Here is a 22,846-nt window from a genome sequence, read left to right on the forward strand (position 1 = left end):
GATTAGTCTTTTGCTACCATGTCAGCTGTCCAGCCGCGGGTTTTGCCCGGATTAAGCAGACCATAAGGATCGGCCTGCTTCTTGAATTCGATCTGCATGCTGTCGATTTCCTTCATGCCGCCGTCTTCGATTGTATAGGCATGGGGATCGTAGATGTCGCAGCCGTCAACCTGTTCCAGCTCTTCGATCAGGCGATACATCTCATCACGGCCTTCAAAGCGTACAAGCGGCAAGGCAAAAATCTGAACTTCGCCTTCCAGACGCGCCATTTCGTGATGCATATATTGCGTTTCACCGTAGCGTTCGATCTGGCGTGTCACCACATCGATGTCGAACGGACGCGGATAGGCAACCTGCAAATAGGTCCAGCCCGGCTCTGCCTTCAGCGCCTGAAGGGTGGTGTGGTTCCAGCCGCATTCGTATGCAGGCTGAAGACCGGCTCTGTGCAGCTCATCCAACGTCATCGAGAAGGAAACATTGCCGCCGAACTCTGTGGCCAATTGCTCGAAACGAGCCAGTTCTTCCGGTGCAATCATCGCAAAGACCGCATCCTTGTCGGATGGGAACAATTCGCCAAACTTGGTGTAAAAACGTGCAAAGCGGCGATCTACCGTCGTCAGCAGATAGCAATCGAGGTTTTCTTCGAGTGCTTTGAGACAGAATTTTAGTGTTGCCTCGTAGCTGTCGAAAAGCGCCGCAGTATGCACCCATTCGGTTGCTTTGGTGAGGCCGATTTCGAGCTCTAGAATAATACCATTGGTGCCATAGGCATGCTGCACCTTATGGATGTCGCGGCCTGTCAACTCGATGATTTTCGGTTCTGGCTCAACGGTCAGAACCTTGACCGAATAGACATTGCCATCGTCACGCAACATGCCGTGGCGCAGCGAACCGATGCCACCCGAACCGCCTGAGAAAAAGCCGCCAATCGTGGCGATGCGGCGGGTCGACGGATACATCAACAGTTCCTGGCCTGTTTCGCGCACAGCATCGTCGAGGCGCGAAATACGTGCGCCACCTTCAACGCGAACCTTGCCCGGTTCGATTGCGATGATGCGGTCGATCTTTGTCATATCGAGAATGACACCGCCTTCAAGCGGAACGCACTGACCATAATTGCCGGTGCCGCCACCGCGAACGGTGATCGGAATGCGAAGCTTTGCTGCAGCTGCTGCCACGCGGCGTACTTCATCCTGATCTTTTGGGATAACGACGAGATCGCCCAAATAATGGCCAATGTCTTCCGTCAGGATCGGGCTATACCAGAAATAATCGCGGGACCGCAGTTCGACCTGCTTGGGGTCGTCATAAATGCGGATACCTTCGATTTCGGCGCGAAACGCGGCCCAGTCATAGATGCGCTGTGGTGCGGCAGAATTCATGGGGTTCTCCGATTAAATTTTTGTACCATCGCGCCAGATGACGCGACGCGCTTGCGGACGGCTGATGAGGTCATTGATGTCTGTGGCGTCATGCCAGATAAAATTCGCAGTCCTGCCTTCGTTCAGCGCCTGTACGCGGTCGCTTCCGATGAAACGCGCGGGCAGGGTGGTGATGCTGTCGAGCCATTCATCCGGCTCAAGGTGGCAGACCGGGGCTGCGAGGCGCAGAACCGAAAGCGGATCGTAATCGCCATAAGGATAGAAGGCGTCGCGCACATTGTCGGAGCCAAGCATGGCGTCCATGCCCGCACGACGTGCTTCTTTAAGCGGTGCCACACCGCGAAGACGCGGCGATTTTCCGCCAATCCTGTCTTGCAGATAAAGATTGGATGTTGGCAGCGATACAAGCGCCGTTCCCGCATCCGCAGCGGCATCAAGAATGCGGCTTAGTTCCTCGGGTGAACGCAGCGAAAGTGAACAGGCATGACCGCAAAGAACGCGGCCTCCCATATTGTGACGCTTGGTTGCAGCAACAATCAGCGAGAAGCCATCAGCTTCCAATTCAAGCCCTTCATCGACGTGAAAGTCCAGCTTGAGATCATGCTTCACCGCAAGACGAAACATCTCTTCGATTTTGGCTTCAAGATCAGCATTGCGATAGAAGAAAGCGCCAAGGACGCCGCCGTCTTTTGCCACGCGCTGGGCAATTGCAGCACCGCTATCAAGCACGATATCGCCATGGATAAGCGCTGATAGCTCAAGGTCGATGCGGTCTTTCCATTCCTGACGCAGCTCGTTCAGCACCGGCCAGGCTGTTGGTACAGCAGGTGTGGTCCAATCGACATGAGTTCGCATGGCACCAACGCCCTGCGCATAGGCTGTTTCCAGACCGCGTGTGGCGCGTGCGCGGATATCGTCGGCGTTCCAGCTCTCACGGTCGATATTCATCAGATCAATCGCATCAAACAGGCAATCAACTTTGGCGCTGCCACGCTCGGCTATGCGACCGATGGTGAATGTCTTGTCGAGATGCACATGCACATCAGCGAGAAGCGGTGTGATAAAGCCGCCGCCTGTTGCTTGCGAAGGCGTCAGCAAGGCAATGCGTCCGCCATCGATGCCGATATCATAGTGCCCGCTGCGACCCGCAACCGCGACGCCTTTGAGTAAATCAGCCTTGCCAATCTTATCTTTCACGACGGATCTCGCTTTCATGCCAGCGTCCCAGCACAAGGCGCGACAGCCAGCTTGTGATCAGGAAAATCACAATGCCAAGCAGCGAAACGAGGAAAAGTGCAGCAAACATGCGCGGGATTTCATTGCGGAAGCTCGATTCCAGAATACGCGAGGCCAGGCCAGTGCTTTGGCCGGCGCTGCCGGCAACGAATTCTGCCACCACAGCACCGATCAGCGAGAGCCCGCCAGCGATCTTGAGCGCAGCCATGAAGTAAGGCAGGGCGCTTGGAGCAAGCAGATAGCGCAGACGCTGCCATGGCGAGGCACGATAGAGCTTGAACAGATCGCGCAGATTATGATCGGCGCTACGCAGGCCGATAACCGTGTTTGACAGGATCGGGAAGAAGGCCACGATCCATGCGCAGATCAGCAGGGCTGAAAACGTATCGCGCACATAGATCAGGATCAGCGGTGCAATGGCAATGACCGGCGTTACCTGAAGAATGACGGCAAATGGAAAGAAAGCCATTTCAATCGGTCGCGACAGCGCGAAGATCATGCCAAGCAGTACGCCGCCGACAATTGCGCAGAGCAGAGAAATCAGTGTGAGCTTGACCGTGAACCACATCGACGTCATCAGCGATGGCCCGTCTTTAATCAGCGTTTTGCCGATGAGCGACGGAGCTGGGATCAGATAATGCGGCACATTATAATAGCGCACCAGACCTTCCCAAATGCCAAGTGCGATGATGATCGCAAGCGTTGGCATGATGATCCGCAAGTTGCGGTCTCTGCGGGCGAGGCGATGTTGTTCGGAATTCAGAACAGGCGTTTGGTTTTGCATGATCCCTGTCCTTAGTGGTCGATGTCTTGCGACGAAAGCGTTGCGGTGAGTGCATCGGAAACCGTCGCGCAATCCTTTGCGTAAGCTTCCGTGGTGCGGAAGCTTTCAGCGCGTGGATAGCTGCCTTCAATAGCGATATCGGCAACGACCCGTCCGGGACGTGCGGCCATAACGATGACGCGGTTTGAGAGATAGACCGACTCATAAACGCTGTGCGTGACGAAGACCACGGTGAGGCCGTGTTCCTGCCAGAGCCGCAACACATCATTGTTGAGCTTGAAGCGCGTCATTTCATCGAGCGCTGCAAAAGGCTCATCCATCAAAAGAAGGCGCGGACGCGTGACCAGTGCGCGGGCAATCGAAACGCGCATTTTCATGCCGCCCGAAAGTTCGCGTGGATAGGCGTTGGCAAAGCGAGACAGGCCAACCTGCGTCAGCACTTCTTCCACGCGTGGCGTGGCTTCCTTGCGCGACATGCCGGAAAGACGGAGCGGCAAATAGACATTGTCGAAAACGCTGGCCCACGGCATCAGGGTAGGTTCCTGAAACACAAAGCCGATGTCCTGCGCACCAATGGGGCCTTTGCCCGGTGCATGGCCATTGACGTGGATGTCGCCTGCCGAAATGGATTCAAGGCCTGCAATCATGCGAAGTGCTGTACTCTTGCCGCAGCCTGATGGGCCGAGGAAGCTTACGAACTGACCTTGTTCGATCTTGAGCGACATATCGCTGACCGCAATGACGCCTGTTCCATATTGCTTATAGACGCCGTTGATATCGATCAGGGAAGATGGGGTTTGCGAGTTGGGGGCCACGCTCATCGTCCTTACCAGGCAGGTTGGTTATCGAGCCACGAGAGCGGCGCTCGTTCGATCTCAGCCAGCACCTCGACCAGCCGCTCGGCAGCAAAGTCGATGGTCTTGCGGCCTTTTTCAGCGGTGGCAATCGATGCGTCGCCAGCAGCGCCATGAGCGTTGATGTCCTGCACCTGCCATGCTGGCTTTGCACCACCGCTCAGCGAAAGATGCTTGTAATCAGAAGCCAAGGTTTCGGTCAGTGTGCGGAAATTTTGCGCTTTCGACATATCCACCAGGTCCGGGTGGAATTCGAGCATGACAGAGGTTTCCATGTCGCCGGCATGAATGCCGTGCTTGAGATCGTGCTCGCTATAAACGCCTTCAGGCATTCCGAGGCCAAACCAATTGACGCTGAACACCATCATATTGTGTTTGATACGCAATTCGCGCGCCACAATGTCCATGACTGTGATCTGGCCGCCATGGCTGTTCAGCAGCGCCATTTTGCGAACGCCGCTTGCGGCAACGCAGGCGCCAATTTCACACCACATGCGAATGAGCGTTTCTGCCGAGAATGTCAGTGTGCCGGGATAAAGGCTGTGCTCATTGCTTTTGCCGATAGCTTGCGTGGGCAGAAACAGCGCTTTGCTTTCATCGGGAAGGCGGGCGATGGTTTCTTTCACCATGCCGTCCACAATCGCTGCATCCACTGCCAGAGGTAGATGTGGTCCGTGCTGTTCTGTCGCGCCAACGGGCAGAACTGCCACGATTTTATCGCGCTCCAGGCGGGAGAATGCCTCGCTCGTATATTCTGACCAATATCGTTTCAAGTGGAGGCTCCTGGCTGGCTGCTGGGGGTAGGCTGCGTGCTGAAGCAAAGAACTTACTAAACAATCTGACCGATCGGTCAAACTAAATGTTTAAAAAAATAGGGAGGCGTGCAATTAAGGTGTGAATCCGTGACGAATTCGCCACGCGACCGCCTGTCTCATGATTATGATGCGCGGGAAAATTCCGGAGGTCCTATGGACAACAGATGCATTATTATTGGCGCGGGCCATGCAGGTTCGCAGGCAGCAATCAGTCTGAGACAAGAAGGCTATGCGGGCGAGATCGTCCTGATCAATGATGAGCAGGAGATTCCCTATCATAAGCCGCCGCTTTCCAAATCTTATCTGAAGGCACCCGAAAGCGGGATTCTGGTACTGCGTCCGGAAAGTACCTATCGCGATAATAGTATTGAGATGCTTTTCGGGCACAGCGTTGAGCATGTGTCTCTGACTGACAAGACAGTCACGCTTGATGACGGCAAGGTGCTAAGCTGGTCGGAGCTGGTTTTTGCGACCGGTGCCCGCGCACGCATTCCTGACATGCCGGGTGTTGGTCTCGACGGCGTTGTCACATTGCGCCGTTTGGGTGATGCGCGCCGCATTGCCGATATGATGCCGCGTGTTGAAAATGTGGTGATTATCGGTGGCGGCTTTATCGGTCTTGAAATGGCGCATAGTGCTGTAGCTCTTGGCAAGAAGACCGTTCTGATTGAAGCAGCCCCTCGTGTGCTGGGTCGTTCGGTTGCAACACATATTTCGGCGCATGTCGAAACACGCAGCCGTGCGTCGGATATTACGCTTCTGACGGGCGTTGGCGTTGACGCGATTGAGGGTAAAGACGGCCGCGTTACAGGTGTGAAAGCGGCCAATGGCACGCTTTTTCCAGCTGATATGGTGGTGCTGGGGACGGGGGCTGTCCCAAATGTTGAGCTTGCGACCGAAGCCGGACTTGTTGTCGATAATGGCATCGTGGTGGATGAGCATATGCGTGCGTCGAGTGAGCATGTTTATGCGATTGGCGATTGCGTGAGCTATGACCATTTCCATGCAGGTCGTCGCGTACGACTGGAATCGGTGCAGAATGCAACCGATCAGGCCAAACATGTTGCGCGCTCGATTGTCGGGCGCGGTACGCCGTTTCGTGATGTGGCTTGGTTCTGGTCGGATCAGGGTGACATGAAATTGCAGACCGCTGGGCTTTCGTTCGATGCCGACCGTCATATTCTGTCAGGCAACCTCGAAGATAATGCATTCTCGGTGTTTCATTTTGCGGGCGAAAAGTTGGTTGCGGTCGATTCCATCAACCGTCCGGCTGACCACATGATTGCTCGGCGGCTGCTTGCAGCGGGTATAAATCCTTCCGAAGACGATATTGCAGCGGGTGCTGCACGGCTCAAAGAATTGCTGGCATCTGCACCAAGAACCTGAGGACATAAAATGGCTGTTTTGAAACATTTGCTGCCAGCCGATATGGCTGCTCCCTTTGCCGCCTATAGTCATGGCGTGAAGGTGAGTGCAGGTGCCGAGCTGGTACTCTGCTCTGGCCAGCTTGGCATTGCGCCAGATGGTTCGGTGCCGGAAGATGCAGGCGCGCAGGCAGAGCTTTGCTTTGAAAACATCGGACGTATTTTGCGCGATGGCGGCATGGAACTTTCCGATGTCGTGCGTATCAACGCCTATGTGACGGATCGCGCTTATATGCGTCCCTATATGGATGTGCGTGATCGCCTGTTTCCGCAGCCCGCACCGGCTTCAACGCTGATGATCGTTTCCGGCTTTACACGGGAAGAATTCAAGGTCGAAATCGAGGTTGTGGCGGCTACAGCATAATTCCTTAAACCTGAAGCAGTTTAAGGTAAAATTATGCTGTAAATATAAACTGTTAGAGCGAAATTTGTGCGCCAAAAAGAGCGCACGGCGCTCTAAGTAAGCAGCGATTTTCCATGCGCTTATCACGATAAAGCGTATCGCCTTTGCCTGAAAGGAGTGGTAGGGTTGTCCGACATCCTCCATTCCCTTCAGGCACATTCATGTCAAAAATTCAAACTTCGGCTTCGTTGCCGGAAACTTCGTCACGTTCGCCTGCGCGACTGGCGGAACTAGCACTCGCTATTGGCGGCTTCGGTATCGGCACCGGCGAATTCGCGATCATGGCACTTTTGCCGGATATCGCACGCGATCTTCAGGTCGATATGCCTTCAGCGGGTCATCTCATAAGTTCATATGCATTGGGCGTGTTGATCGGTGCGCCGGTGCTTGCAGTTATTGGTGCAAAGCTTGATCGCCGCAAACTGCTCTTTCTTTTCATGGGACTGTTTGCACTCGGCAATCTGGCCAGTGCATTCATGCAGGACTATACCGGTCTTTATATCATGCGTTTTGTTGCGGGCTTTCCGCATGGCGCTTATTTTGGGGTTGCTTCTTTGGTGGCTGCTTCCATGGCGGCGCCCGGAAAGCGTGCGAAAGCCGTTGGCCGCGTGATGATGGGGCTGACCGTTGCAACATTGTGCGGAACGCCTTTGGCGACATGGCTCGGACAAGTGGCTGGTTGGCGTGCAATGTTTGCAGCTGTTGGCCTGATCGCTATCCTCACGATGGTATTGGTTACGATATATGTGCCCAAGCAGCCTGCAGACGAAGGTGCTTCGCCGCTGCGTGAGCTTGGTGCCTTCCGTCGCAAGCAGGTTTGGCTGACCCTTGGAATAGGCGCGATTGGCACCGGCGGATTGTTCTCCGTCTTCACCTATGTGGCTGCTACCGTGACTGAAGTTTCGCATGTCGATGTGAAATGGATGCCACTGGTCTTTGCTACATTCGGGCTTGGTATGGTGCTTGGCAATATCGTCGGTTCAAAGCTGACTGACCGCACTGTGATGGGCACTGTTGGAATGGTGCTGCTCTACGACATGGCTGTCATGCTGGCATTTCCATTTTTGATGCAGCATCCGGCCACAGCATTCTTAAACATATTGCTGGTTGGCGGTGGCTTTGCGCTTGTTCCAGCATTGCAGACGCGCCTTATGGATGTTGCGGCAGATGCGCAGACATTGGCAGCAGCGCTTAATCATTCAGCACTCAATCTTGCCAATGCGATTGGCGCGTCACTGGGTGGTTTGGCGGTTGCATGGGGATTTGGCTGGACTTCAACCGGAACGGTCGGTGCGCTTCTGGCAGTTGCCGGTCTTGTCGTGTTTGCAATCTCTATTGCACTGGATCGGATGGGTCGCGAAAAGTCGGCGCTTGCGATACAGGAGGCTGCATAAAGCATTTCCAGCAAAAGTGCGAAACGGTTTTGCGTAGGATAATGCGTAAAAACAAGTACTTACAGAGGTTCCGACGATTCAGTCTTAACAGGAGCCGTTGTTAAAAAACAACACCCGCCGCGGGAGGAGCGGCGGGTGTCATTTAGGGTAAGACCGGCTTGGGAGGAGGAGTTCCGGTCTTGCGGTCACCGGGGGAATGGGAGGAAAACGCCCCGGCAAAAACCTTGGAAACTGTGAGGACCGCGCGGTTTAAAGGGTCGCGGTCCAGAAAAAGGCGGGTGCCTTTCGAGGCGCTATTAGCGAGCAGCTGCCTTGCGTGCAACGAACGGGATTTCCGAAGCAAGAATGCCAAGGTCGTTCAGTTCGCGTGGGCTCAGGCGGCTCAGTTCATTTACCGTGTTACGGTAGCGGCGCCAGTTGTTGTACGAGCGGATCAGGTTCATTTCTCTCACCTAGTAAAATCTTATCTCTCTGTGTTGCGAACAGCATATAGGCTCGATGATTTCGGAAGTGGAGAGACAGATTTGCATAGCTGCTGTGCAATTTAGCCTGTCGATTGCATGGCTTTTGCGCAGCTTGGTCATTTTATAATCACAATCATCATGCCGACTGCCCAAATCACCAATTTGAGCGCCCTTTATGGCCTCAATCCTTAATGGATTGTAAATTTCCAGCAATATTCACTAATGTAAGGGACTTTGTTAGAGGGTTCTTTTGCGCTTTCGGGAAAGATCGATTTTTGTCGCAAAATCCCCGGGAATTGTCGTCTCGTGACAATAATTATACATGACACCAGAAACGGTTTAAGCTAAGTGACTTATGTCGTGTGATGGAGCTTTGCGTTTTACGAGAATGTTCTGTCACTGTTTGTCTGCGGGAGAGAGCTGACGCAAGTTGGCCACCGAAGGGGAAATCGCCCGAAATCTCTCAGGTACAAGGAACCGCAGACGGGTAAGGCAACTCTGGAAAGTCGGGGGAAACCCCGCGCCGAAGGTGTAAGTATAGCTTTATAGCTATGCGAGTCTCTCAGGCTTGAGACAGAGGGGCACGAAGCAACCGCATTTCGCGGAGGCATACGTGCGACTCTGGAGTTGTTATGGGCGATACCGCACACTTGAATACCCTGCCTTTGCAGGATCTGCATGAGGAAGCTGGCGCACGCTTTGGCGGTTTTGCTGGCTGGAACATGCCGATCACCTATCCGCTTGGCGTGATGAAGGAACATCTTCATACGCGTGAGCATGTCGGTCTTTTCGATATTTCTCATATGAAGCTGATTGAAGTTTCGGGCGCAGATGCAATCGCGCTTTTGAGCGAAACCTGTCCGCTTGATCCTTCGGTTCTGAAAACCGGTCAGTCGAAATATACTTTCTTTCTCAATGACCAAGGCGGCGTTCTTGATGATCTTATCGTCACGCGCCTTGGCGAAGACCGTTTCATGGTCGTTGCCAATGCGGGCAACGCTGATGCCGATATTGAGCATCTCAATGAAGCAGCATCTGGCAAGGATGTAACGGTCAATCCACTGGATCGCGTTTTCCTGGCCATTCAGGGTCCGGAAGCCGAAAGCGTCATTACCGATGCCGGTCTTAAAGGTGCAGAGCTCGGCTTTATGAGCGGCTTTGAACCTAATCCTAACTGGTTCATGACCCGTTCGGGCTATACCGGCGAAGATGGTTTTGAAATTGGCTTGCCTGCCGATGAGGCGCGCGCGCTTGCAACCAAGCTTCTGGCTGACGAACGCGTCGAATGGATCGGTCTTGCTGCCCGCGATTCCTTACGCCTTGAAGCGGGTCTTTGCCTGCACGGTCAGGATATTACGCCGGAAACCGATCCGGTCTCTGCTGGTCTTACATGGGCAATCACCAAGTCAGTGCGTGAAAAGGCTGCCTTCAATGGCGCCAAAGCAGTTCTGGATGCGATTGCCAAGGGTGCAACCGCCAAGCGTGTTGGCCTTAAGCCGGAAGGCCGCCAGCCAGTGCGTGGCGGCGCAGAACTTTTCGACGAATCCGGTTTTCAGATCGGCACCGTCACATCGGGTGGCTTCGGTCCATCCGCAGGGTTCCCTGTTGCCATGGGTTATGTCGAGGCAAGCCTCGCAGTCCCAGGTACCCGCATTTTCGCAGACGTCCGCGGTAACAAGGTTCCCGTTGATGTTCATGCACTTCCCTTCACACCGCATCGCTATCGCAAAGGATGATTTCCATGGCCAATATCCTGTTCACCGAAGATCATGAGTGGATCAGCGTCGAAGGTGGCGTTGCCACTGTCGGCATCACGATCCACGCACAGGAACAGCTGGGCGACCTCGTATTCGTAGATCTGCCGGAAGTCGGTCGTACCGTTTCCAAGGGCGAAGGCATCGTCGTTGTTGAATCGGTCAAGGCCGCTTCCGACGTTTATGCTCCGGTCGATGGCGAAGTGGTTGAAGTTAACGACGCCGTTTCCAGCGATCCGGCTCTCATCAATCAGGCTGCAGAAGGCGAAGGCTGGCTGTTCAAGCTCAAGCTTTCCGATGAAGGCCAGCTTTCGGGACTTCTCGACAAGGCTGGTTACGACAAACTTGTAGGATAAAAAGATGACGCAACAGGTTCTCCCCTTTGTTGCCCGTCATATCGGGCCACGCGTAGAAGACGAGCGCGCAATGCTTGCAGCGCTCGGTCTTCCTTCCATGGAAACACTGATCACGCAGGCTGTTCCGGCATCCATCCGCTTGAACCGCGCGCTTGATCTACCAGCGGCTTTGAGCGAACACGCAGCACTTGCCGAGCTCAATGAAATCATGGGCCGCAATGTGGTGAAGAAGAGCTTCATCGGTGCGGGCTATCATGGTGTGCAGACGCCACCTGTCATTCAGCGCAACCTGTTTGAAAATCCGGCCTGGTACACGGCTTACACGCCTTACCAGTCGGAAATCAGCCAGGGCCGTCTGGAGCTTCTGTTCCACTTCCAGACGCTCGTTGCCGAGCTTTCCGGCCTGCCGGTTGCCTGTGCATCGCTGCTGGATGAAGCAACTGCCGTTGCTGAAGCTGTGGGCGTTGCTGTTCGCCATCACCGCGACAAGCGCTCGCGCATTCTGCTTGCAGGCGATCTGCACCCGCAGAGCGTGGATGTGATTAACACCCGTGCAGAGCCGCTTGGCTGGCAGGTTGAAGCCGGAAGTGCTGTTGACGACAACACCGCTGCCGTCATCGTTCCATGGCCGGATACGCGTGGCGTTTATGGCGACTTCACCGCTGTCATCGCCGATGCAAAGGCCAAGGGCGCTTTGGTTATCGCTGTTGCCGATCCGCTGGCGCTGACCATTCTGGAAGCGCCTGCCAAGTGGGGCGCTGACATGGCTGTCGGCTCTATGCAGCGCTATGGCGTTCCAATGGGCTTTGGTGGTCCACATGCTGCATATCTCGCAGTATCCGAGCCACTGACGCGCATCATTCCGGGCCGTATCGTTGGTCAGTCGGTCGATGCACATGGTCGTGCCGCTTATCGTCTGGCTCTTCAGACGCGTGAGCAGCATATCCGCCGCGACAAGGCGACTTCCAACATCTGCACCGCCCAGGCATTGCTTGCCAATATGGCTGCATCCTTTGCCATCTGGCATGGTCCAGCTGGCCTTCAGGCTATTGCAACGCGTGTTGCCGGTCTTGCGTCTCGCTTCGCAACGGGCCTCAAGGCTGCTGGCGTCGAAATCGCGGGCGATAGCCTGTTCGATACCGTAAGCGTCAAGGTTTCCGGCAAGGCGCAGGCCATTGCTGATGAGGCTGACAAGGGTGGTCGTCTGCTTCGTATCATTGATACGGATACGGTTGGCGTCACCTTTGACGAAACCTCGACGGAAGACGATCTTGCAGCACTCGCCGTTCTGTTTGGCGCAAAGCCAGTCGGTAACGATGATCTGCTGACGCCGTCCAAAGGACGTGGTGAAGGCTTCCTAACACAGGATGTGTTCCATTCGCACCGTTCGGAAACCGAGATGATGCGCTTCCTGCGTCGTCTGGCGGACAAGGATCTGGCGCTTGATCGTGCGATGATCCCGCTTGGCTCCTGCACAATGAAGCTCAATGCGGCAGCAGAAATGATGCCGGTCAGCTGGAACACGGTTGCCAATCTGCATCCGTTCGCGCCTGCTGCACAGACAACCGGCTATGCCAAGATGACCTCGGACGTCGAAGCATGGCTTTGCGAAATCACCGGCTTTGCAGGCGTATCGCTGCAGCCAAATGCTGGTAGTCAGGGCGAATATGCGGGTCTTCTCGCAATCCGCCACTATCACCAGTCACGCGGCGAAGGTCATCGCAACATCTGCCTTATTCCATCGTCTGCACATGGCACCAATCCTGCCAGCGCATCGATGGCTGGCATGAGCGTTGTGGTCGTCAATTGCCGTCCGGATGGCGATATCGACATTGATGATCTGAAAGCCAAGGCTGAGAAGCATCGCGATAATCTTGCGGCGTTCATGATTACCTATCCGTCGACCTATGGCGTGTTCGAAGAAGGCATCAAGGCTTTCTGCGAGATCGTCCATGACAATGGCGGTCAGGTCTATTTCGACGGCGCAAACCTCAATGCACTCGTCGGCCTCGCGCGTCCTTGCGATATTGGTGCTGACGTTTGCCACATGAATCTGCACAAGACCTTCTGCATTCCGCATGGCGGCGGCGGTCCGGGTGTTGGTCCGATTGGTGTGGCCAAGCATCTGGTGCCTTACCTGCCGGGTCATGTTGATCTTGGTTCCAAGCACGCTGTTTCCGCAGCACCGTTTGGCAGTGCATCCATTCTGGTCATTACGTGGATGTATATCCGCATGATGGGCGGCGCGGGTCTCAAGAAGGCAACCGAGGCTGCAATCCTCAACGCCAACTACATCGCGCATCGTCTGAAGGACGCTTATCCGATCCTTTACACCGGCGCGCATGATCGTGTGGCGCATGAGTGCATCGTGGATACGCGTGTTCTGAAAGATAGCGCAGGCATCACCGTGGAAGACGTGGCAAAGCGCCTCATCGACTATGGTTTCCATGCACCGACCATGTCGTGGCCGGTCGCCGGAACGCTGATGATTGAGCCAACCGAGTCTGAGCCGAAGTCGGAAATCGATCGTCTTTGCGATGCAATGATTGCCATTGCAGGCGAAGCAAAGAAGGTTGCCGATGGTGTCTGGCCTGCGGATGACAATCCACTTGCCAATGCACCGCACACCGCAGGCGACACGCTGGCAACGGAATGGACACATCCTTACACCCGTGAGGAAGCAGTGTTTCCGGGAAGCGCGTTAAGTGGTGATTTTGACACGACGGCGAAATATTGGCCGCCTGTCAGCCGCATCGACAATGTGGGCGGCGACAGAAATCTAATCTGTTCTTGCCCACCGGTTGCATCTTACGGCTGATACAACTCATCGGTCGCATATTAACGCTTTGTAAAGTGACAGGTCGGAGCGGTACTCTATCGCTCCGACAGAAATAAAATTACCACGTTCGGACGCAGATTTTGTTTGTCGGCGAAAGAACTTGGAATGCGTTTTTATGGCCGGAAAGATGATGAGAACCATGTTCTTTGACAGTCATTTCCGGCCTGAAAACAGGCATTGCTTTTGAAAGCGCTGCGGTAACGCGGCGCTTTTTATTTTAGTTATAACTTACTGAAATTTAGGCAAAAAAAGAGCCGGACTAAAAAGTCCGGCTAAGTTATGAAGGTGCCATAAAGGCAAACCTCCAGAGGGGAACACTTACCGCGCGCAATGGGAGGAGGCGCAAGCGGTAAGCACCTGTCATATGGACCGGTTGCAACCATTCTTCAACCCCTGAAACGCGAAATTTTTGACCATTTCGGAAAATTCTGAAACTTTTCAGAATTTTGACTGTTTAGGGAAGCTTATTGGTCAATATTTGTTTCCGTCCGGGCTTTCAGAGTGCTCCAAATCGAAACAATCTCCTGTTGCAGTGCCGCGTCAGGTGCGACTCGTAAATCGGTCCCCCAAAGTTTTGGGATGTATTCGCGCTGGCTGATGGCTAGGATGTTTGTGGGAACATACTGGCATCGCTGCGAACGGGAGAGTTCATGGATTTGCGGCTGCTTCTACTTATGGTTATCGCCGGGATAGGTTTTGGCGTATTGGCAATTCATTTTCTGGGTGGAGGTCTAAAGCGCAGCATTCTTGCGAATGACGAAATCGTCAAAGCGCGCTTTCATGTCGACTATCCGGAAATCGCAATCAGTGAGATTTGTTATACGGAAGATCGTCGCACAGCGTTTTTCCCGTTGAGGGAGGCCGAAACGGGGATAGTTCACGGTGTTGGCGATCGGTTTCTTACGCGATGTGTGGCAGCATCAGATGTGCTTGCCCTTGAGGAGAAGGGTGGCGCCGAACTGATATTGCACATGAAGGATTTTACCTGGCCCAAGGCAAGGCTTCTTTTCAGTGATGCTGCAGATCGGCAAAGAGTGATAGACTGGCTTTCAGGCTCAGATGGGGAGAGGGGCCGAAATGGATAGCAATCCGGTATTCTTCGATGTGACGCGTGTTGCAATCCCTCTTTATGTGCTGGGAATTTTGATTGAACTGGTGGCAATCCGCTACTGGCAGCGCAAAGGCGAATTTGAAACGCGCGATGCTTTCACAAGTCTGCTGATGGGAGCAGGCAATGTCGCGGCGGGGCTGCTGCTCGGCTTCGTTTCAGTGACGGCGCTGCTTTGGGTTTGGCAATTCCGTTTTTTCGATCTTGGGCTGCATTGGTGGGTGTTTGTAATAGCCTTCATCTTCGATGATCTGCGCTATTATTGGTATCACCGGATTGCGCATCGCGTTCGCTGGGTTTGGGCGGAGCACGTCAACCATCATTCCAGCCAGCATTATAACCTCACAACCGCCTTGCGGCAGTCGTGGACCGGCCAGATGACCGGCATGTTCGTGCTGCAGGTGCCGTTGGTTTTGCTCGGATTTCATCCGGCGGTGATTGCCTTCGTTTATGGCTTCAATCTGATTTATCAGTTCTGGATTCACACCGAAGCGATCGACAAACTGCCGAAGCCTATCGAGTTTATCTTCAATACGCCTTCGCATCACCGTGTCCATCACGCAACCAATCCGCGTTATCTCGATGCCAATTATGCAGGCACGCTGATTATCTGGGATCGCATGTTCGGCACTTTTGTTGAAGAATTGCCCGAAGATATGCCGCGATACGGCATTGTGAAGAATGTCGGCACATTCAATCCTGTGCGCGTGGCGTTCCATGAATGGGTTGGCATGTTCAAGGACGTGTTCTCATCCGGTCTCAGTCTTCGTCAGCGGCTGATGTATATGATTGCGCCGCCCGGCTGGAGCCATGATGGAAGCCGCAAAACCTCTGAAGATTTAAAGGCTGACTATGTGAGGCTAAACCCGTCGGAAGCAGGCAAAGCGGGATTGCCCGGAAATATTGAACGGTAATTCGATAGCATTTCGGACGGCAGCCGAGGCTTGATAGCCGCAATTCAATACGTGAAAAGGCTTCACTATGAAGCCTTTTCAAAGGCTTACTGCACCTCCATAAAACTTGCATCCTCATCAGGACTAGCTAACTTACATCGCTGTAAGCTTCTGAAATAGTTAGAATAATTCTAAAACATTCCCATGGTAGTCAACTTCATTTGGCTTGCAGTGATGCGCGCGTAGATATAGAAAGATGACTAGAGCATCGGCCCAAAAAATCGGAATCGATTTTTGGAAAGCACGATGCGCGTGTTCAATAGTTTAGAGCGTCTTTTGTGCGCCCAAGAGGGCGCATGGCGCTCTAATAGACGAAGGCTTGTGCCGGTTGTGAAGAGTGTCAATCAAGGGGCGGATTGATCACTCCGCCTTTTGGATGAAATCGAATGCTCGTACCATTTCTCATCATGTTCCGCGAAGGCGTGGAAGCTGCGCTAATCGTTGGCATTATCGCGAGCTATCTGCATCAGACCGGGCGCAGCGCCTGGATGCCGGTTGTGTGGATTGGTGTCCTGCTGGCTCTGGCGATGTCGCTGGCAGTTGGCGCAATCCTTCAGCTCGTAAGCGCAGAATTTCCGCAAAAGGCGCAGGAGCTTTTCGAGGCCATTATCGGGCTCATCGCCGTTTTCGTGCTGACGTCCATGGTTTTCTGGATGCGTAAGGCCGCCCGGTCCATCAAGGCGGAACTGCATCATTCGATTGATGCGGCGTTTGAAACGCCCACGCATAAGGGCTTCGGCCTGATCCTGATGGTATTCTTTGCTGTGGCCCGTGAGGGGCTTGAGTCGGTCTTCTTCTTGCTTGCCGCATTCCAGCAGAGCGAGGGTGGCGCGGCACCGCTTGGTGCATTGCTCGGTGTTCTGCTTGCCGCTCTGGTTGGTTACGGGATCTATCGTGGTGGCCTGAAACTCAATCTGCGCCGCTTCTTCCGCTGGACTGGTGTGTTCATCCTGATTATCGCAGCTGGCATTCTCGCAAATTCGGTGATGGCGCTGCATGAGGCTGGCATCTGGAACCAATTCCAGACGGTCGTGTTCGACACGAGCGAAATCCTGCCGCTCGACAGCACGCTTGGCTCGGTTCTGGCTGGTATCTTCGGCTATATCGCAACGCCGACGATCAGCGAAGTGGTTGCCTATCTCGGCTTCCTCGTGCCTGCGCTCATTATTTTCCTGATGCCATCTTCCGCACCTGCGCAGAGCGCAGCCGCGAAGCACACAGTTTAATCGAAGAGATTTTCCATGACCAAGCCGCAAAGCCCAAAACCTGCTGCACCATTCTCCCGCAACCTCGTGCGAGCGATTCTGGTGCTGGCCATTCTGCTGGTGCTGGCGGCAGGCGCTGCTTTCTATTACGCCTCGCGCGTTTCAGATAAATCGCGCCATGCAGATGGTGATGGCAAAGTGCAGATCGTGGTCAATGCGAAAAGCTGCGATCCAAATGAACTGACGGTTCCGGCTGGGCGCACGGTTTTTGAAATCGTCAACAAGTCTGACCGCTCGGTTGAATGGGAAATTCTAGACGGCGTGATGGTTCTCGAAGAGCGCGAGAATATCGCACCGGGCTTCAAGCAGACACTTTCCGCCAAGCTTTCGCCAGGCGAGTACCAGATTACTTGTGGCCTTCTTTCCAATCCGCGCGGAAAGCTGATTGTGACGCCATCGGCAAGCAGTGAAGCCGAAAAGGGTAAGATGCCGTTGACCGCTTTCCTTGGTGCGTTGGCTGAATATCAGATTTATCTCGCTACCGAAGTCGCTGAGTTCCAGAAGGCTGTTGCAACGCTTTCGGATGCCGTTTCAAGCGGCAATATTGACGCCGCACAGGCTGCTTATGCACCCGCGCGCGAAGCTTATGCCCGTATTGCTCCCGTTTCAGAAGCTTTCTCTGATCTTGATACAGCGATCAATGCGCGCGCCGATTTCTTTGAAAAACGTGAGCAGGACCCTGCATTTGGTGGCCTGCATCGCATTGAATATGGGCTGTTTGAACAGAAGTCGCTGGACGGCTTGCAGCCCGTCGCCACAAAGCTTGTTCAGGACGCGGCTGGTCTGAAAGATCGTATCCGCGCGTTGCGTATTTCGCCTGACCGGATGCTGGCAGGCACATCATCGGCGCTCAACCGCTTTGCGTCTACCGCTGCTGACGCAGGCGACGATCGCTACGCACACACAGATTTGCAGGTATTTGCAGGCCTTGTTGAAGGTTCCGCAAAGACGGCGGACGTATTGCGTCCGATCGTTGTAAAAGTCGATCCCAAGGCATTTGAAGGGATTGATGCTCAGGTGTCGGCCGTGAAGGCGCTGCTAAGTGCTCAGAACGGCAAGGCATATGACACGCTTTCTACTGACGAGAAGGCGAAGATCAAGGACGGCGCGACTGCTCTCGCCGACCAGTTTTCAAAACTCCGCGATCAACTTGGAGTGGATTAATGACCAAGAAATTTTTCAAAGACGATAGTTCTGAAACAGACAATCCAACATCGCCAACGCGCCGCGCCCTTTTGCTCGGTGCCGGTGCTACAGGTGTCGCGAGCGTGCTTGCATCGCAGGCGGCTAACGCACGCGCCTCTAACAACGCGCTTTCATCGGAAAGCGTGACCAATGCCCCTGAAAGCGACAAGCTGCAGGAGAGCCAGCCATTTTATGGCGTGCATCAGCCCGGCATTGTGACGCCGCGCCCTGCCACTGGTCTCGTGGCCTCTTTCGATGTTCTGGCGCGGGATCGCGCGGGTCTCGAACGCATGTTCAGACTTTTGACAGAGCGCGCAGCCTTTCTCATGAAGGGTGGTGAGCCACCGGCGCTTGATCCCAAGTTTCCGCCATCCGATTCCGGCATTCTCGGGCCGACCGTAACCCCTGATAACCTGACGATCACCGTGGGGCTGGGTAGTTCGCTTTTTGATGATCGTTTTGGGCTCAAGCCGTTCAAGCCAAAGCAGTTGCAGCGCATGACGGGCTTTCCCAATGATGCATTGCAAAAAGATCTCTGCCATGGCGATCTGGTAATCCAGTTCTGCTCGAACACCGCAGACACGAATATCCATGCGCTGCGCGATATTATGAAGAACATGCCTGATCTTCTGATGGTCCGCTGGAAGCAGGAAGGTTCTGTGCCGGTGCAGCCGCCGCATTCACCGAAAGCCAAGGAAAGCGCACGCAACTTCCTCGGTTTCCGTGATGGCTCTGCCAATCCTGATGCCGCTGATGAAGCCTTGATGGATCGCATCGTCTGGATCCAGCCCGGCAAGGATGAGCCCGAATGGGCTTCTCACGGCAATTATATGGCCGTGCGTATCATCCGCAATTTTGTCGAGCGCTGGGATCGCACGCCGCTGCAGGAACAGCAGACAATTTTTGGCCGTCACAAGGATAGCGGTGCGCCATTCGATGGCAAAACCGAAGCTGATGTGCCTGACTATTCAAAAGATCCGGAAGGCAAAGTTACGCCGATGGATTCCCATATTCGGCTGGCCAATCCACGCGATGCCAATGCCGAACAACATCTGATTCTGCGTCGTCCGTTCAACTATTCCAATGGGGTCACGAAGTCCGGCCAGCTCGATATGGGGCTGCTGTTCATCGCTTATCAGGCCGATCTGGAAAAGGGCTTTATCACTGTTCAGAAGCGCCTCGATGGCGAGCCTCTGGAAGAGTATATCAAGCCAATCGGCGGCGGTTATTTCTTCACGCTACCCGGCGTGAAAAATCAAGATGACTTTTACGCAAGTGCTCTTTTGCAGGCGAGTGGGCCGCAGAATGCGCGTGGGTGAAGGTCTTATCACCACGGAGAGGTAAACATGAAATATCGTCTGCCATTGCTCGCGTCGGCTTGCGTCGTCGCCCTGTCTCTCAGCTTCGGTGCTGCAAAGGCCGAAGTGTCCCCACTCGATCTCGTTCAGCCAATTGCTGACTACAAGATTTACGTGCAGGAAAATCTCGATACGCTCGTGAAAGACACCAAGGCTTTCACCGATGCGATCAAGGCTGGCGAACTGGATAAGGCGAAAGAGCTTTATCCGTCTTCACGCGTTTCCTATGAAAAAATCGAGCCAATCGCAGAGCTTTTTGCGGATCTCGATGCTTCTATCGATAGCCGTGCTGACGATCACGAAGATGCGGAGAAGTCGGAAGACTTTACCGGCTTCCATCGACTCGAATACGGCCTGTTCGCTCAGAATTCGACCGAAGGTCTCGATAAATATGCTGACAAGCTCTACGCAGATGTTGTCGAGCTGCAGAAGCGCATCAAGGACATGACCTTCCCACCTGAAAAGGTTGTTGGTGGTGCAGCAGCACTTATGGAAGAAGTTGCAGCAACCAAGATTTCCGGTGAAGAAGATCGCTACAGCCACACGGATATCTGGGATTTCCAGGCTAATGTTGATGGCTCGCAGAAGATCGTCGAACTTTTCCGTCCGCTGATCGAAAAGGAAAATCCTGAGCTTCTGAAGAAGTCGGATGCCAATTTCAAAACCGTCAACGACATTCTTGTGAAATACAAGAAGGGCGATGGTTATGAATTATACGACAAGCTGACCGAGGAAGATCGCAAGGTCATGGCTGGTGCCATCACCACGCTGGCAGAAGATCTTTCGACACTGCGCGGTACGCTGGGTCTTAATTAAGGCATTTACAGCGGTTCCATTTAAGACGGAATCGTTGGAGCCGCTGTTTGTTTTTACGCATTATCTGACGCATAACTGCTTCGCATTTTTGCTGGAAATGCTTTTAAGTTGCACTGAAAATGGCGGGCTTGGCCCGCCATTTTTATTTGTAATGTACGATACTTATAAAGAGATATTGCCCACTGCGATATCAAGCCATAGGCTGGGTTGTCTGGATTCATCGAGGAGGATTGTAAGTCATGACCAAGCTGTCCCGCGCAACGCTCAAGAGCTTCAACAAAGTTGATAAGCCTGGTTATGATCTGGAGGCGCTGACACCGGGAATTGTGCATTTTGGCGTGGGTAATTTCCATCGCGCGCATCAGGCCGTTTATCTCGATGACCTGTTTGGTCTGGGGCTCGATCACGATTGGGCTTTGGTCGGCGCAGGCGTGCGGGCCAGCGACGATGCCATGCGCGATACGCTGAAAGCTCAGGATTGGCTCACCACGGTGGTCGATCAGGAAGCAGAACATTCAGAAGCGCGTGTAACTGCTTCGATGGTCGATTACGTGACTATATCGACGGATGAGGGCCGGAAGGCCTTGATGACCTATCTTACATCGCCGGATATCCGCATCGTTTCGATGACGATCACCGAAGGCGGCTATTATATCGATCCGGCAAGCCAGCATTTTGATCCCGCGCATCCGGATATTGTTTATGACAGCGTTCATACCGACAAGCCGAACACGGTCTTCGGCCTCATCGTGCAGGCGCTGAAACTGCGCAAGCAAGCCGAAGTTGAGCCGTTCACGGTCATGTCCTGCGATAATATTCCCGGCAATGGCCATGTTACCGAAGATGCTGTCGTTGGCCTCGCGAAGCTCAGCGATCCGGAATTTGCGGACTGGATTGCGGCCAATGTGGCTTTCCCGAATTCGATGGTTGATCGCATCACACCTGCAACCGGTGCGCGCGAACGTGATATCGCGCTGAACGAGTTTGAAGTTGAAGATGGCTGGCCGGTTTTCTGCGAAGGTTTCAAACAGTGGGTGGTCGAAGACAAGTTCCCGACCGGACGTCCACGGCTGCATAAAGTAGGCGTGATCTTCTCCGATCAGGTCGACGCTTATGAGCTGATGAAAATCCGTATCCTCAATGGCGGACATGCGGCGATTGCCTATCCGGGCGGGCTTCTCGACATCCATTTCGTTCATGAAGCAATGGAAAATCCTCTCATCCGGCAATATCTGGAAAAACTCACCAAGGAAGAAATCATTCCTGAGGTGCCACCAGTTCCAAATACGGTTCTTGAAGACTATCGCCTGCTTATCGACAAGCGTTTTGCCAATCCAAAGATCGGCGATACGATCCGCCGCTTGTGTCTTGACGGGTCCAACCGTCAGCCAAAATTTATTCTGCCGACAGTTTCAGATCGCCTGGCCAAAGGTCATTCGGTCACGGGCCTTGCACTGGTATCTGCTCTCTGGTGCCGCTACTGCTATGGAACGACGGACAGCGGTGCGGTGATCGAACCCAATGATCCGTCATGGGATCGTCTGGTAAAGCAAGCGGTGCTTGCCAAGGACGAGCCGGCGCGCTGGCTCGAAATGACCGACATCTTCGGCGCATTAGCCAACAATCCTGCTTATATCGATGCCTTCTCGGCGGCGCTCAAGCGTATCTGGCAGGATGGTACAGCCAAAACGCTCGAACGCTATCTGGCAGATCAGACGCTATGAAATCTATCCCGAAAAGTGGAACCAGTTTTCGGGATAGACGTGAAGTGAACAGTTACAATGCGCCCGGATAAACTCTGACTGGGCGGTTGTCTTTGACAGACTCCATCACCACAAAAGTGGAGGTGCTTGCCACATTCGGCAGGCTCGAGATTTTCTCGCCCAGCACCTCGCGGTAACGCCGGATGTTGGGCGTCCGCACTTTCAGCAGATAGTCGAATGAGCTTGCAATCATATGGCATTCTTCGACTTCGCGTATTTTGCGCACGGCAACATTAAAGGCGGTGAGGGCCGCTTCGCGCGTGTCGGATAATTTCACGGTCGTAAAAGCGATATGATCAAGGCCAAGCTTTTCGGGATCAATCGCGGCGCGAAAGCCGATAATATAGCCTTCATCGACCAATCGTTTGACGCGTGCCTGACACGGCGTCTTGGAAAGGCCGACTTTTTTTGACAACTCCGTCATGGCAATGCGACCATCATCGCTCAGCACTTCAAGAATGCGACGATCGAACTGATCCAGATCGTCTACAGAGTCTATCTTTCGCATTCAAACTGCCTCTTAAAGTCACTTTAATAAGATCGATTTGCCTTTATATGGATCAAATGAAGACAGAATGCAATTTGCGTCGATGATAGTGTGCGACCACATATAGCGCATCCCGAAAAGTGTGAAACGGTTTTCGGATAAGATGCGCTTTAAAACAAAGAATGAGAGCGCCGATCTGATAAAAT

At 53.7% G+C, this 22,846-nt stretch carries 20 protein-coding genes and 1 riboswitch; of the genes, 13 read left to right on the top strand and 7 right to left on the bottom strand.

Features of this window, described 5'->3' with window-relative positions:
- Window positions 1-2 precede the first annotated feature (2 nt).
- From CEV34_RS23550 to CEV34_RS23570, 5 genes are read right to left on the bottom strand one after another with little or no spacing between them, the layout of a single operon-like run.
- The gene (locus tag CEV34_RS23550) at window positions 3-1,382 is read right to left on the bottom strand and encodes an FAD-binding oxidoreductase (protein ID WP_007879559.1); all 1,380 of its coding nucleotides are present in this window, start codon (window positions 1,380-1,382) and stop codon (window positions 3-5) included.
- A 12-nt stretch (window positions 1,383-1,394) separates the two neighbouring features.
- Entirely contained in the window at window positions 1,395-2,597 is a 1,203-nt protein-coding gene (locus tag CEV34_RS23555; protein WP_051064000.1) for an amidohydrolase family protein, read from the bottom strand.
- Window positions 2,569-3,402, bottom strand: coding sequence for an ABC transporter permease (locus tag CEV34_RS23560; protein WP_007879555.1), 834 nt, complete (start codon window positions 3,400-3,402; stop codon window positions 2,569-2,571). The genes CEV34_RS23555 and CEV34_RS23560 overlap by 29 nt, the downstream gene beginning before the upstream one ends.
- An 11-nt stretch (window positions 3,403-3,413) precedes the next feature.
- Complete coding sequence (locus tag CEV34_RS23565) at window positions 3,414-4,223, bottom strand: ABC transporter ATP-binding protein (RefSeq protein WP_007879553.1); 810 nt, start codon at window positions 4,221-4,223, stop codon at window positions 3,414-3,416.
- Window positions 4,224-4,228: 5 nt separating this feature from the next.
- Window positions 4,229-5,029 (bottom strand): creatininase family protein, encoded by an 801-nt coding sequence (locus tag CEV34_RS23570; RefSeq protein ID WP_007879552.1) that lies wholly within the window; start codon window positions 5,027-5,029, stop codon window positions 4,229-4,231.
- Window positions 5,030-5,224: 195 nt separating this feature from the next.
- Here CEV34_RS23570 and CEV34_RS23575 point away from each other — a divergent pair, with 195 nt between their 5' ends.
- From CEV34_RS23575 to CEV34_RS23585, 3 genes are all read left to right on the top strand, one after another.
- A complete protein-coding gene (locus CEV34_RS23575) occupies window positions 5,225-6,457 on the top strand; it encodes an NAD(P)/FAD-dependent oxidoreductase (protein WP_007879551.1) in 1,233 nt (410 codons plus the stop codon).
- Window positions 6,458-6,466: 9 nt separating this feature from the next.
- Window positions 6,467-6,859 (top strand): RidA family protein, encoded by a 393-nt coding sequence (locus tag CEV34_RS23580; RefSeq protein ID WP_094544706.1) that lies wholly within the window; start codon window positions 6,467-6,469, stop codon window positions 6,857-6,859.
- A gap of 200 nt (window positions 6,860-7,059) precedes the next feature.
- Window positions 7,060-8,292, top strand: coding sequence for an MFS transporter (locus CEV34_RS23585; protein WP_007879541.1), 1,233 nt, complete (start codon window positions 7,060-7,062; stop codon window positions 8,290-8,292).
- Between the two features lie 296 nt (window positions 8,293-8,588).
- On the opposite strand, the gene CEV34_RS23590 is transcribed toward CEV34_RS23585, so the two are convergent.
- Window positions 8,589-8,735 carry a DUF1127 domain-containing protein gene (locus CEV34_RS23590; protein ID WP_007879540.1) on the bottom strand — a complete coding sequence of 49 codons (147 nt, stop codon included), beginning with the start codon at window positions 8,733-8,735 and terminating at the stop codon, window positions 8,589-8,591.
- A gap of 421 nt (window positions 8,736-9,156) precedes the next feature.
- Window positions 9,157-9,246: riboswitch (glycine riboswitch) on the top strand.
- 142 nt (window positions 9,247-9,388) lie between these two features.
- On the opposite strand from CEV34_RS23590, the gene gcvT reads away from it, so the two are divergent.
- The 10 genes from gcvT to CEV34_RS23640 all read left to right on the top strand — a co-directional run bounded on the left by gcvT (window position 9,389) and on the right by CEV34_RS23640 (window position 22,114).
- Window positions 9,389-10,492, top strand: a complete 1,104-nt coding sequence (gcvT, locus tag CEV34_RS23595) for a glycine cleavage system aminomethyltransferase GcvT (RefSeq protein WP_007879539.1) — start codon at window positions 9,389-9,391, stop codon at window positions 10,490-10,492.
- Between the two features lie 5 nt (window positions 10,493-10,497).
- On the top strand, window positions 10,498-10,866 hold the full coding sequence (gene gcvH / locus CEV34_RS23600; RefSeq protein ID WP_007879538.1) for a glycine cleavage system protein GcvH: 369 nt from the start codon (window positions 10,498-10,500) through the stop codon (window positions 10,864-10,866).
- 4 nt (window positions 10,867-10,870) lie between these two features.
- The gene (gcvP, locus tag CEV34_RS23605) at window positions 10,871-13,684 is read left to right on the top strand and encodes an aminomethyl-transferring glycine dehydrogenase (protein ID WP_007879537.1); all 2,814 of its coding nucleotides are present in this window, start codon (window positions 10,871-10,873) and stop codon (window positions 13,682-13,684) included.
- Window positions 13,685-14,355: 671 nt separating this feature from the next.
- Window positions 14,356-14,790, top strand: coding sequence for a hypothetical protein (locus CEV34_RS23610; RefSeq protein ID WP_007879533.1), 435 nt, complete (start codon window positions 14,356-14,358; stop codon window positions 14,788-14,790).
- The gene (locus tag CEV34_RS23615; protein WP_007879531.1) at window positions 14,783-15,727 is read left to right on the top strand and encodes a sterol desaturase family protein; all 945 of its coding nucleotides are present in this window, start codon (window positions 14,783-14,785) and stop codon (window positions 15,725-15,727) included. The genes CEV34_RS23610 and CEV34_RS23615 overlap by 8 nt, the downstream gene beginning before the upstream one ends.
- Window positions 15,728-16,152: 425 nt before the next feature.
- Window positions 16,153-16,992, top strand: a complete 840-nt coding sequence (efeU, locus tag CEV34_RS23620) for an iron uptake transporter permease EfeU (protein WP_007879530.1) — start codon at window positions 16,153-16,155, stop codon at window positions 16,990-16,992.
- Window positions 16,993-17,007: 15 nt separating this feature from the next.
- Window positions 17,008-18,195, top strand: coding sequence for an iron uptake system protein EfeO (gene efeO / locus CEV34_RS23625; protein WP_007879527.1), 1,188 nt, complete (start codon window positions 17,008-17,010; stop codon window positions 18,193-18,195).
- The gene (efeB, locus tag CEV34_RS23630; RefSeq protein ID WP_007879526.1) at window positions 18,195-19,535 is read left to right on the top strand and encodes an iron uptake transporter deferrochelatase/peroxidase subunit; all 1,341 of its coding nucleotides are present in this window, start codon (window positions 18,195-18,197) and stop codon (window positions 19,533-19,535) included. The genes efeO (CEV34_RS23625) and efeB overlap by 1 nt, the downstream gene beginning before the upstream one ends.
- A 27-nt stretch (window positions 19,536-19,562) precedes the next feature.
- The gene (gene efeO / locus CEV34_RS23635) at window positions 19,563-20,390 is read left to right on the top strand and encodes an iron uptake system protein EfeO (RefSeq protein WP_007879525.1); all 828 of its coding nucleotides are present in this window, start codon (window positions 19,563-19,565) and stop codon (window positions 20,388-20,390) included.
- A gap of 239 nt (window positions 20,391-20,629) precedes the next feature.
- Entirely contained in the window at window positions 20,630-22,114 is a 1,485-nt protein-coding gene (locus CEV34_RS23640; protein ID WP_007879524.1) for a mannitol dehydrogenase family protein, read from the top strand.
- Between the two features lie 52 nt (window positions 22,115-22,166).
- Here CEV34_RS23640 and CEV34_RS23645 read toward each other — a convergent pair whose 3' ends face one another.
- A complete protein-coding gene (locus CEV34_RS23645) occupies window positions 22,167-22,661 on the bottom strand; it encodes an Lrp/AsnC family transcriptional regulator (protein ID WP_007879523.1) in 495 nt (164 codons plus the stop codon).
- Between the last annotated feature and the right edge of the window lie 185 nt (window positions 22,662-22,846).

It is taken from the genome of Brucella pseudogrignonensis (assembly GCF_002252525.1).
GTDB classification, from domain to species: domain Bacteria; phylum Pseudomonadota; class Alphaproteobacteria; order Rhizobiales; family Rhizobiaceae; genus Brucella; species Brucella pseudogrignonensis.